Origin of the sequence: Thermodesulfobacterium sp. (assembly GCF_030445475.1) — a bacterium.
Classification (GTDB): domain Bacteria; phylum Desulfobacterota; class Thermodesulfobacteria; order Thermodesulfobacteriales; family Thermodesulfobacteriaceae; genus Thermodesulfobacterium; species Thermodesulfobacterium commune.
Genome location: NZ_JASUTP010000002.1, coordinates 1 through 12347 on the forward strand (window position 1 = coordinate 1; position 12347 = coordinate 12347).

Here is a 12347-nt window from a genome sequence, read left to right on the forward strand (position 1 = left end):
TGGTATAGTAAAAGTCCCTCGCTCCATCCTCCCATGTGGCAGAGGCTTAGGAAGCCTAACCAACTTATTGGGAGTTGAGGGACAGGGGGACAGACTCCTTTTGAGGCTTTTAAGCCTAAGGCACATGGAGTCCTTGTCCCTCTTTTTTTTGAGGTATCTCATGCTTTTACTCTATAACACAAAGTGCATTAAACAAAACCTAACATAAAAAATTGCAGGGGAAATAAATGAGCAGGAATTTGATAACTCAATATTATTCAACGCACTATGAGCGATTTATACCAAAAACATCTGAAGAATGGGAATGAGTTTTAAAGAGAATTGAACTAAACTTTGGTAACTTCTTTGACTCTATTCCTAAAAATAGCTTAATACTTGATATAGCCTGTGGTGTTGGATATATGGAACATTATCTTCTAAAGAAAGGTTTTACACAAATTCACGCTGTTGATATCTCAGAAGAGCAAATTCAAGTTGCTAAAAGCAAACTTAATGAGCACGGGTTTGATTTTGCTGATAAGGTTCAATTCTACCTCTCAGATGCCTTTGAATTCCTAAAAAGAAAAAATAAAAACAGTTACGATGTGGTAACAATAATTGATTTCCTGGAACATCTTGAAAAAGATAAAGTCATTGAATTGTTAGACCTTGTCAATAATGCCTTACATTGCGGTGGATTTATTTTTGTGAGAGTTATTAATGCGGACAATCCTATGTGGGGACGCTATTTTTATCATGATTTCACACATCAAACACCTTTTACCCCGGATGCTTTACAACAATGCCTAAGTGCCACGAATTTTGAGGTTGTCAAGTTAAGTTATGAGGTGATGCCCTTGATGAAGAAAAACAAGTTAGACCTGATAACGGAACTTAAGCGGTCTATTCGGTGGGCTGGCCTTTGGTTTTTGGGGAAGTTTCTTGGCATTCCACCTCAAGCTTTTACAGAAAATTTAATAGCTGTGGCAAAGAAAAGGTAGAAAACATGAAAGTAGCTGTTTTTCATAATTTACCTTCTGCTGGAGCTAAAAGAGCTTTATATGGCTTGATAAAATATTTAATCAAGATGGGCTGTAATGTAGATGTGTTTATTCCCTCTACTGCTGATGAAACATTCCTTCCACTAAAGCAGCTTACACAGAATATTGTGATTATGCCTGTCTTTAGAACATTTAAGGGTTTCTTAAAGTCATCATTATTCTATATCCCACCTATTAGAATTTCCTTGGCTGATCTTGAGGAAGCCCAAAAAAAGCTCGCAGCTATTATTAATAATGGAAAATATGACGTGGTTTTCGTCGAACAGGATCAGTATACAATGTCGCCATTTATCCTTAAATATCTTGAAAAACCTCATGTTTATTATTGTCCGCAACCTGTAAGATTAAACGAAGTTATACTAACCAAAATAACAGAAAATAAAATTCCTTCTAGTGTGTTAAAGAAGATATGGAAAAAGTATGCTACACTTAGATTAACTCAGATTGATAAGGAAAATGCTTCTTTTGCCAAGATGATCCTTACCAATTCTTACTTTTCAAGGGAAGCGATTCTCAGAGCTTATGGAATGAATTCATTTGTCTCCTACCTGGGAGTAGATACAGAAATATTTCGACCTCTTAATTTGAGCCGTGAACCATATGTTATATCAGTAGGATCGATCTCCCCAGCAAAAGGTTTTGACTTTATCATAAAAGCTATTGGTTTAATCGAAGAAAGAATACGACCACAACTAGTGATTGTTGGAAATATGGAATGGAAATCTTGGAGAGACTATCTTGAAAATCTCGCAGTCCAAAGAGGAGTTAAGTTAGAAATAAAAAATCTTATTGATGATTCAGAGTTAGTAAAGCTGTATAACCAAGCTAAACTATGTGTATATGCTCCCTATCTTGAACCCTTCGGTTTAGTGCCACTGGAGGCTATGGCTTGTGGGACACCTGTGGTTGCTGTGAAAGAGGGCGGAGTTAGAGAAAGCGTGGTTCATGGTGAAACAGGAATATTAACGGAAAGGGATGAAGCTATGTTTGCCGAAGCTATCACAGAGCTTCTATTAGACGATAAAAAAAGGGCAAACATGAGCCAAAAGAGTATAGAAATGGTCCAGGATTTTTGGAGCTTGGAACACGCTAGTAAGAGATTAGCTTGGCATTTGAAGCGTGCTATAGACTTATACAAATAAATAAGGAGGAAACAAAAATGACTAAGAAAGCACTGATCACTGGGATTACAGGGCAGGATAGGGTATATCTTGCAAAGTTATTACTTGAAAAGGGCTATGAGGTTTACGGGGCTTATCGCCGAACTACAGGCATCATGTCCTGGCGGCTTGAGGAATTGGGCATCTTGGACAAGATCAAGCTTGTCTACATGGATCTATTAGAACTCACCAATGTCATGCGAGTGATTAAGTCCATAAAACCAGACGAAGTCTACAATCTGGCTGCTCAGAGCTTTGTTGCCGTATCATTTGAGCAGCCTATTCTGATGGCCGAGATCAACGCCATTGGAGCTTTAAGGCTTCTGGAGAGCATAGGACTATTACTCTGAAAACTAAATTCTATCAAGCGTCCTCTAGCGAGATGTTTGGCAAGGCGCTAACTGACCGTCAGAATGAAGATACGCCTTTCTATCCAAGGAGCCCTTACGGGGTATCCAAGCTATTTGCCCATTGGATAACCGTAAATTACCGCGAGGCCTATAATATCTTTGCTGTTTCGGGCATCTTATTCAATCATGAATCGCCTCTGCAAGGTATGGAATTTGTTACACGGAAGATCTCCAATGGAGTTGCTAAAATTAAGCTAGGCCTGCAAGACAAGTTTGGTCTTAGGAAATCTGGATGTCAAGCGTGACTGGGGCTATGCTCCCGAGTAAGTTGAGGCTATCTACCTAATGATGCAGCAGGATGAACCTGATGACTATGTTATCGCGACAGGAGAGAGAGAATCATTCCGTACGTGAGTTTGTGGAAAAGGCCTTTGAGCTTATAGGAATCGAGATAGAATGGGAAGGTAAAGGCGTAAACGAAAGAGGTATTGACAAGCGCTCAGGGAAAATACTTGTTGAAGTCAGCCCAGAGTTCTTCCAACCAGCTGAGGTGAACACATTATTGGGTGATTATTCTAAGGCGAAAGCCAAACTGGGCTAGCAACCCAAAACGTCGTTTGATGAACTAGTGAGAATCATGGTAGAAAAGGATTTGGAGAGGGAACGTAGGAGAATACAATGATGGATTTAGAGGCTTGGCCCAAGGTGGCGATCATCGTCCTGGGCTGGAGCGGCTGGCGGGAGTCAGAATATAGCGTCGAAACGGCCTCCTTCTTGGCAGTACGCTCCAAAGACAGAGGCTTTTGCTGAGGCTTAAGGAGGTAGTGTTTCAAGTTGTAGAACATGGACTGTGCATGATCAAAGATGTAGGTGAAGAAATTGTGCTGGTGGCAATGATATATAATAATTTTAGAGGCAATTAACCAACGAAGCTTTTAGAAGACAAGAAGGCGATGGAATCTAAAAACATGGCCCAGAAGAATTATCAAGAGCTTAAAGCTTGGTCTTCTAAAGTGGCAATCATTGTTCTCAATTATAATGGCTGGCAAGACACGATTGAGTGTTTAGAAAGTGTGTTAAGGAACGATTATCCTGAATATCAAATAATTGTAGTTGATAATAATTCTCCCAATAACTCCATGGAGTATATAAAAGCATGGGCAGAAGGGAAGATTGATGTATGGGTTAGGCCAGACAATCAGCTAAGATATTTATCTTTCCCACCAGTTGGTAAACCTATACCTTACGTCTTTTATACAAAAGAAGAAGCAGAAAAAGGTGGAAATAAACATTTAGAAGAAATACTATCTAATGATATACCAGAAGGTATAACAACAAAATATCCACTTGTTTTTATCCAATCTGGTGCCAACTTAGGTTTTGCTGGTGGTAATAATATTGCAATACGATATGCATTAGCTAAAGATGATTTTGATAGCATAATTTTATTAAACAATGATACTGTTATTGAGAAAGATTCAATCAAGAAGTTAGTAGAGACAAAAAATCAATTTGGAGATAATGCAATCTATGGAGGAAGAATATATTACTACACCAATCCAAGTAAAATATGGTACGATGGAGGTAATTTTAACCAATGGCTTGGAAGAACTATCCATATAAATATGGGAAAAATCAATATACCAGAAAAACCTATTCATGAGGTAAATTTTATCACATTTTGCTATGTTTTAATTCCAAACAAAATAATAAAAAATATTGGCTTACTTGATGAGTCATATTTTATGTATGTAGAAGATCTAGATTATTCTTATAGAGTTTGGAAAAATGGGTATAAACTTTACCATGTCAGTAGTTCTAAGATATATCATAAAGTAGGTTCAAGTTCTGGCGAAGAAGTTTCTGAGTTTTCAGCGTATTGGTATTATAAAAATAGTCTATTATTCAGACTCAAAAAATTGAAATCAATTTATAGGATATCATCAACGATGTTTTATTTTGCAAGATTACCATTAATAACAATTAAATGGTTATTTAAAGATAAATCTATTTTAAAATCAATGTTTAAGGCTCTAAAGGATGCTATTTTATAAATTGTCGTTATTTTTGTTTGGATTAACCTCTTTATTTGTATTACCATCAATTGGTAAATTCATATTAGGACACTTTTTTCTATTGTTATCTATTTATTTTGGGATTATAGTTTTATTAAAAAAACCTGTAAAATTTAGTAATGATGATTTATTAATATTGTCCATTACTATTTTATACTCCTCTGCTACGCTAATTGGTAGTATATATAGCGACAATATTAGTGGAGCAATTACTACGTTTATATTTTTAATAGTATTTTTCACTATTTTTATTTCATATAAATTAGATCAATTAATTATCTTTATAAAAGGATTTATTTTGAGTGCTGTTGTTACGGCTCTATTTTCTCTCATTGATGCATATCAATTTTATTTTATAAATCAAAAACCATTATTAAGTTTTTTACCTACTTATTTATTAGGAAAGGCTAGTGAACATACAATAGAAAATTTTACTTATATTCCTTTACTTGATTTGATTGCTTACAGAGCTACTGGTTTATCTTGGGATCCTGGTTTGAGCATTACAGGTATAGTAATAGCTTATGTTATTTTAGATAATTTTTATTTTTTTAATGAAAAATTAAGAAAAATATTTAAATTCTTATTCATAGTCGCTATACTACTATCAGTTTCTAAAACTTCAATAATAGCTATGATATTTTATTTTCTTGTAAAGTTGTTTATAAAGTACTACAGTTTGAAAGTCTTACATATACTCCCTGCTTTAGTATTTATAGGTTTTCTGTATATAGGCTTAGTATTTGAATATAACGATGCATATTCTCAAGGTAATATAAGACATTTGAAATACTTATCCTCCTTATTCTACTATTTTTATCAAGATTTAATAGGAATCATTTTCGGATATGGTTATACAGGAGTTGGAGTTTTTTTTAATCATTATGTTGAATGGCTTTACAGTGTACCTGGATTTAAGTTTGAAGATGGGTTAAACCCTGAGTCAACATTAACAAATATATTTTTCTATGGTGGAATATTAGGAGCTATATTTTGGCTGTTCACTTTTATAAAATCTTACTTCTATGGAGATTATAGATTAAAATTATTACTGCTTGTTTTAATTGTTATTTCTTTTGGATATGCTATTAATTCTATTTGGTTTAATGGAATTTATTTTAGTATTTATTTTTTAGCTACAAGGAGGACAAATTGACGAGTTTATACATCAACGGTCTCTTTTACAAAGGATCAGGAATAGGTAGGTATTATGAATCTATCACAAAAGAGTTGGCTAAGAGAGGAGTAAGTATAATTACAAGTGTACCCAAAAGGTTAAAGGATGATTTTGAAAAAGAATTTGTAGATATTCCAAACATTACGCCAATATTTGTAGATTACGAAAAATTCTCTATAAAAGGATTTTTTGAACATTCAAGATTACTGAAATCTTTAGAAAAAAAAATTGATTTATTTTTTTATCCGCATATAAATTTGCCTTTATATATACCTAAGAATACAATAGTAACAATTCATGACTTAATACCTTTGACTGAATATTGGGATAGAAGTTTATTAAAAAAACAGATATTTAAATTTTATTTATATAGAGCTATAAAACACTCACAAAAAATTATAGCAATTTCTCGGGTAACGAGAAATGACTTAGTAAAGTATTTTCCAGAGACTGAGAAGAAAATTGATATAATTTATGAATACATAGATGACAAATTTTTGAATAAAAAAGAATCAAAAAGAGTAATTAAAGAATCTTACATTTTATTTGTAGGAAATAGGAAAAGGCATAAAAATTTAAAAAATTTAGTATTGGCTTTTGATAAAATAAAAGAAGAAATAGGTGTTAAACTGGTCATAGCTGGCGCAAAAGATAAAAATATTAATCAAAAGGATGAGATCAATTTATTAGTAGATAAACTAAACTTGAAAGATTATGTAATAGAAATTATCAAACCCGATGATGAAACTTTAATAAATTTGTATAAATATGCGGAATTATTTGTATTTCCGTCTCTTTATGAAGGTTTTGGTTTACCACCTTTGGAAGCAATTGCTTGTGGTTGCCCTGTTATTGCTTCAAACATACCAATTTTAAAAGAGATTTTAGGTGAAGAAATAGCTTGTTTTGACCCTTATGACCCTGACAATATTGCAAAGGAAATAAAAAATGCTCTATTAAATGATTCTAAAAAGAGGAAACTTCTTGAAATAGGAGAAAAAAGATTAAAAATTTTTGATAAAGATAAAATAATCCAGCAATACATAAACCTTTTTAAAGAGGTTATTAGATGAAGATATTACATTTAGGTAAACTTTGCCCATCAAATGAAGGTGGAATTGAATTATTTTCATATGATTTACTTGAATACTTAAATTCAAAAGGCGTAAAAGCTGATTTGTTATGTTTTGGTAGTGAAACAAAAAAAAATTCTTATAAAGGATTTGACTACTTTTCTTGTAAAATGAATATAAAACTAAATTCAGCTCCTATTTCTATTGATTATGTAAGAAAATTTAGAGAAATTATAAATGTTTATGATATAATTCATGTTCATTCTCCTAATCCATTAGCAGAATTGCTTTCTTTGTTTGTTCCAAAAAACAAAAAAGTTATCGTACACTGGCATTCTGATATTGTAAAGCAAAAAATAACTTACCAATTTTATAAACCTATCCAACAAGCTTTTCTTAAAAGAGCAGATAAAATAATTTGTACATCTCCACAATATTTAGAAACATCAAAATAATTAAAAAATTTTAAGGAAAAAGCCGTAGTAGTGCCATTAGGATTAAATATTGAAAGATTAAATACAAAAGATAATGATTTAAAGTACGAAAATATAAAAGATAAATTAAATGGGAAAAAAGTAGTTTTATCTATTGGAAGGTTTGTAGAATATAAAGGTTTTGAATATCTTGTAGAGTCTGCAAAATATTTTAAAGAAAATACAATTTTAGTAATAGTAGGTACTGGACCGTTATTTGGTAAAATAGAAGAAATGATTAAGAGAGAAAATTTAAATGATAAAGTTATTTTAACTGGTAAAGTTAAGAATATAAATAGCTTCTTATCAAAATGTGATGTTTTCTGCCTGCCATCTATTTCAAGGAATGAAGCTTTTGGGCTTGTTTTAGTAGAAGCTCTTTACTTTGGCAAACCACTTGTTACAACAAATGTTGAAGGCTCTGGGATGAATTTTGTAAACATAGATAACTTTACTGGATTTGTTGTAGAACCAAGGAATCCAAAAGCCTTGGCAGAAGCTATTAATAAAATTCTTTCAGATGAAGATTTATATAAAATATTATCACAAAATGCTAAAAAAAGATTTAATGAATTTAAAATTGAGGCTATAGGAGACAAAATAATAAATCTTTATAAAGATATTCTCATATAATCATAGTACAGAAGGAGGTATTAAAAGTGGAAGAAAAAGTTGTTAAAGAGACCTGTAAAGATGAAATTGATCTTTATGAGCTTTTACTTGTTTTAAAGAAAAGAGCTAAATTGATAGGAGCTGTTGTTTTTGCTTCGGTTGTAATTGCAACGATTGCAGTGTTTTTAATGCCCAATATATACCAGGCGAGGGCTACTGTTTGGGTAGATTCGTTTTTAACACCAGCTTTGATACAGAGTTTGCAAACAGTTCAGTCAACGGAGCCTAAAAATGTTTTTCTTAGTCTACCAAACTCACCGCCAAACGCAAATAATTTAGCTCTTTCTATACTAAATAGTATAGAATTTAAAAAAAATGTTTTAAAAATTTTAGAGAGCTCCTATGGCAGTCTAAAAAAAATAGGACTTGATAACATAGATGAAGAAGATTTAGAAAAAATATTACAATCAAAGGTTGACCCAAAGACTCAGTCTATTATGATTACAGCTATTCATCAGGATAAAAAAATTGCAAAAGATATTGTATCGGCTGCGGTGGAGGAGCTGGACAGGGAGTTAAAAAGAGTTTCAGAAAACTATAAAACTACGTTTATTAAAAATCCAGATAAAAACAGGGAATACAACTTTTTTGTTTTAAATGTAATTGAAAAGCCTACATATTTTGACCAGCCAGTAAAACCTAAAAGGAGATTAATAATAGCTGTTTCCGCAGTTAGTTCACTTTTTGTTGGGATGTTTTTAGCTTTCATTCTTGAATGGTGGGATAACGCAAAGAGAACGAGAGCTAAGGGAAATAATTAATTATTAAAGATTCAAGGAAGGTGAAATATAAACTCAGTTATTCTTGCTGAAGGTCTTGGATGAGGCTTTATCCGGTGACTCAGGTTATCAATAAACATCTTCTTCCTATCTATTATAAGCTTAATAAGCTTAGCCAAAGGGTACAAACTCAGGAATACCTCAGGATTGTCTGTCCTGCCAAAATACCACGAGTTTCTGCGATGAGTAATGGTAAAATATGTAAAACACCTGAGATAGAAATAACGCACTGGAAAGATTAGATGAAACAAAGATTGATTTATTTTGATTTTTAGCTAAAATTTACCCATGCCTTATCTTATTTTTTCTTTTTTTGTAAGTTTTTTGCTTAGTCTGATTTTTATAAGAGTTTGTGTTGGGGTTGATTCGACCTGTGGGGTTCAGAAGTTTCACTGTCGGCCTGTGCCAAGGGTTGGTGGGGTTGCCATTTATTTGAGCCTCGTCTCCTTAGGTTTTGCCTTTTTTTATGGTAACAAAGATTTTACCTTAGACTACTTAAAAGTCCTGATATGTGCCTTTCCTGTGGTTTTCGCAGGTTTACTTGAAGACTTGACTAAAAAGGTCTCTCCTAAGGTTAGGCTTTTTGCCGGTTTTATTTCTGGGGCCTTGCTTGTTGTCTTGTTATCTACCTCTGTGCCAAGGGTTGACCTTCCTTTTTTTGACGAGCTTTTAAAAATAGCTTTTGTAAGCTATGCCTTTACCGTTTTTGCTGTGGCAGGGGTAGCTCATGGATTTAACATCATAGATGGTTTTAACGGACTTGCATCAGGGGTTGCACTTTTGAACTTCTTGGCTTATGCCTATGTCTCTTTTCTACACAACGATTTCTTTCTCCTCTACCTTAGCTTAGGCTTTTTTGCAGCCACCTTAGGGTTTTTTCTCTGGAACTATCCTTTTGGGTTGATTTTTCTTGGGGATTGCGGGGCTTATCTTCTTGGGTTTGCTAATGCCTTGCTTGCTGTCCTTATGGTTGATCGATATCCTGATGTCTCCCCATGGTTTCCTTTCCTTCTCTGTGCCTACCCTGTCTGGGAAACCCTTTTTTCTGCATATAGAAAAAAATTTCTAAGAGGTTCTTCTCCTTTTCAGCCAGATCCTCTTCATTTTCATATGTTGATTTATAAAAGGGTAACCCAAATCTTTTTAGGAGATGAATCCGAAAGATTACTTAAAAACGCCCAAACAGCCCCTCTTATCTGGATTATCCACTTTATTTGCTATCTACCAGCCATCTTTTTCTGGAAACATACCCTGGTTCTTATTTTGTTTTTTCTGTTTTTTGTTTTTCTATACCTTTGGGTGTACTTTCGAATCGTCAAGTTTAAGTTTCAACCTTTGTTTAAAAACCGCTCTAAGTAAACCAAAAAACCGCGTAATCAAAACTTGTATTCAAAACTAATTTTTTATGCCAAAAACTTTATCTAAGGCTTTAAGCACCTCATCTACTGAGATAGATCTTAAACACTCATAGTGGTTATACGGGCAGGTTCTTTTAAAACAGGGACTGCAAGGCATTTTATGGTGTAATACGATAGCCTTTGGGTTTAGAGGCCCTGTTTTTTGGGGATCTGTTGAGCCAAAGATGGCAACTTGAGGTATCCTTAAGGCTGCAGCAAGGTGCATAAGCCCTGAGTCGTTAGAAACCACCGCTTTAGCTAACACAAACATGCCTGCAACTGCTATTAAGTCAGTTTTGCCACAAAGGTTGTATACTCCTTGCAAATCTTTCTTGATAAACTCACCTACCTCTTTTTCTTTTTCTCCACCTGCAATTACCACAACAAACCCTTGTTTAACCAGCCTTGAGGCAAGACTCTTATAATATTCCTTAGGCCACATCTTGGCTTGCCCATAGGCTGCACCAGGTGCAAGGATCACAAAGGGATTTTCTCCTGTAGGTTTTAAGAGGGTTTTTGCTTTTTCGATAGCCTCTTCTCCCAGAGGTAAGACAAGGTCTTTATACTCACAAGGAAGACCCAAGGTTTTTAAAAGGTATAGATAGTAGTCCCTTTGATGGAACTTTTGTTTAGGTGGTTTTATGGCCTTAGTTAGTAAAAAACTTCTTAAGTCCTTGGCATAACCCCATCTTTCTTTAAGCCCTGCCCTAAAAAACAACCAGGCTGAGGAAAAAGAGTTGGTTAAAAGAAGCCCTGTTTCGTTTTTAAAGGGTTTTAGAGTTTCAAGGTTTTGCGAGGTGTTACCTTTTTCATAAGGTAGAAGGCCTACGTTTGGGAAAAACTTAAAAAGGTTTACAAGAGGTTGTGGACCAAAAAGATAGATTTTGGTCTTTTGACTGAGGTTGTAGTAAACAGGGGTTGCCATCAAGGCATCGCCTAACCAGTTAGGAATGCGCACAACCATAAAAAAGCCTCTTCACCACCAGGGTTGCATAAGAACCTTTTTCTAAAAAGAAGATAAGTTTGATCTCTTGGTCGTTTAGTTTTTCCCAGACTAAGTTTTCTGGAAAGATAACTGCTGGTCTGGGATAGGTTTTAAAAACCATACCTTTGATAAAACTTCTTAGTTGCGTTAGGTCTGTAAATCCTTCCTTTTGACAGACCTTGTCATAAAATCTTCTGAGGTCAAAAGGTGAGTTGTTTAACTCAAGACGCAGTTTAGGTGAGGGAAGAGGAAGCTTTAAGTTTTTGAGAATTTTCCATTGATCCTCATTAACCTCACGGTAAAAGAAAAATTCTCCTAACAGATAGGGAGCCTTAAAGTGGTTTAGGCCTAACTCTTGCAGTATCTCTTTTAATATCTCGTTCCAGATATAACTCTGGTAGGCATTACCTAAGAAAAACAGGTATTCCCGGTCTACCAGGTTTAAAGCCCTCTTAAAGGTTCGTTTAGAGGGTTTATGCTCTGACAAAAATTTAAGCAAGTTTTTCTCCCAGGATAGATGGGCAAACTCTACACATCTTTTAAAATCCCCCCAGTGTTTTTTTAGACAATCTCTGAGTTTTCTTGTTTTTTCTATCTCTGAGGGGCTTGCCTCAGCAAGCATAAGATAAAGTGCCTTTTCGTAGTTTCCTTTGATGATCTCTTTTGCCGCAAACTCCTTAGAGGTTTTGACTGAACCAAATCTCTGTTCGTCAAAATAGTTGGCTATCCCATAGGTCTGGATAAGTTTAACTTCTTGGTCTAATCTCTTAGGGTCAATCGGGAAGTTTTTTACCCTTATCTCAAAGCGATTCCCTAAGAGAAGGTTTTTGGACATGGGTTTGTTGGTTTGGCCTAAATAAGTCAGTTCAAATTCCCTGGTTTTTATGTCTTTTTTGGGACCGTTTTTGATGGTTATAAACTGCTGGGCTATGGCTTTTTTATCCTTTAGCCCTCCAAACCCTATAGAATCCATCGGAATTCTGATGAGCTTGGCTATTTTCCCCAAGGCATCCCAGGTAGAAACGTTGTATTTTTTTAGCAAGTATAAAGAATATTCCCCTTTCCCCTCTGGGAAGATTTCTGCAACCTCTGATACGATAAAATCTTCGATGTTTTCTTTTATTTTTATCATGGCTTCTCTCGAGATAACTTTCTTCAATATAGCA

12 protein-coding genes and 1 pseudogene are annotated in these 12347 nt (G+C 34.4%); 11 read left to right on the forward strand and 2 right to left on the reverse strand.

Features of this window, described 5'->3' with window-relative positions; genetic code table 11:
• The first annotated feature begins 353 nt into the window (after positions 1-353).
• From PWP26_RS01405 to PWP26_RS01460, 11 genes and pseudogenes are all read left to right on the forward strand, one after another.
• Complete coding sequence (locus PWP26_RS01405) at positions 354-980, forward strand: class I SAM-dependent methyltransferase (RefSeq protein ID WP_301398865.1); 627 nt, start codon at positions 354-356, stop codon at positions 978-980.
• A gap of 5 nt (positions 981-985) precedes the next feature.
• A complete protein-coding gene (locus PWP26_RS01410) occupies positions 986-2182 on the forward strand; it encodes a glycosyltransferase family 4 protein (RefSeq protein ID WP_301398826.1) in 1197 nt (398 codons plus the stop codon).
• A 17-nt stretch (positions 2183-2199) separates the two neighbouring features.
• A pseudogene (gene gmd, locus PWP26_RS08185) lies at positions 2200-3232 on the forward strand (GDP-mannose 4,6-dehydratase).
• A 271-nt stretch (positions 3233-3503) separates the two neighbouring features.
• Complete coding sequence (locus tag PWP26_RS01425) at positions 3504-4604, forward strand: glycosyltransferase family 2 protein (RefSeq protein WP_301398829.1); 1101 nt, start codon at positions 3504-3506, stop codon at positions 4602-4604.
• Position 4605: 1 nt separating this feature from the next.
• Positions 4606-5781, forward strand: a complete 1176-nt coding sequence (locus PWP26_RS01430) for a hypothetical protein (RefSeq protein WP_301398830.1) — start codon at positions 4606-4608, stop codon at positions 5779-5781.
• Positions 5778-6875 (forward strand): glycosyltransferase family 1 protein, encoded by a 1098-nt coding sequence (locus PWP26_RS01435; protein ID WP_301398831.1) that lies wholly within the window; start codon positions 5778-5780, stop codon positions 6873-6875. The genes PWP26_RS01430 and PWP26_RS01435 overlap by 4 nt, the downstream gene beginning before the upstream one ends.
• Positions 6872-7330, forward strand: a complete 459-nt coding sequence (locus PWP26_RS01440) for a glycosyltransferase (protein ID WP_301398832.1) — start codon at positions 6872-6874, stop codon at positions 7328-7330. The genes PWP26_RS01435 and PWP26_RS01440 overlap by 4 nt, the downstream gene beginning before the upstream one ends.
• Before the next feature lie 30 nt (positions 7331-7360).
• Positions 7361-7981 carry a glycosyltransferase gene (locus PWP26_RS01445; RefSeq protein ID WP_301398833.1) on the forward strand — a complete coding sequence of 207 codons (621 nt, stop codon included), beginning with the start codon at positions 7361-7363 and terminating at the stop codon, positions 7979-7981.
• Positions 7982-8007: 26 nt separating this feature from the next.
• Entirely contained in the window at positions 8008-8781 is a 774-nt protein-coding gene (locus PWP26_RS01450) for a YveK family protein (RefSeq protein ID WP_301398834.1), read from the forward strand.
• 59 nt (positions 8782-8840) lie between these two features.
• A complete protein-coding gene (locus tag PWP26_RS01455; RefSeq protein ID WP_301398835.1) occupies positions 8841-9041 on the forward strand; it encodes a hypothetical protein in 201 nt (66 codons plus the stop codon).
• Between the two features lie 46 nt (positions 9042-9087).
• Entirely contained in the window at positions 9088-10158 is a 1071-nt protein-coding gene (locus tag PWP26_RS01460; protein ID WP_301398836.1) for a glycosyltransferase, read from the forward strand.
• 36 nt (positions 10159-10194) lie between these two features.
• On the opposite strand, the gene waaF is transcribed toward PWP26_RS01460, so the two are convergent.
• Both waaF and truD read right to left on the reverse strand, forming a co-directional pair.
• Positions 10195-11160 carry a lipopolysaccharide heptosyltransferase II gene (gene waaF / locus PWP26_RS01465; protein WP_301398837.1) on the reverse strand — a complete coding sequence of 322 codons (966 nt, stop codon included), beginning with the start codon at positions 11158-11160 and terminating at the stop codon, positions 10195-10197.
• The gene (truD, locus tag PWP26_RS01470) at positions 11141-12313 is read right to left on the reverse strand and encodes a tRNA pseudouridine(13) synthase TruD (RefSeq protein ID WP_301398838.1); all 1173 of its coding nucleotides are present in this window, start codon (positions 12311-12313) and stop codon (positions 11141-11143) included. Before truD ends, waaF begins: the two co-directional genes overlap by 20 nt.
• Positions 12314-12347: the final 34 nt, after the last annotated feature.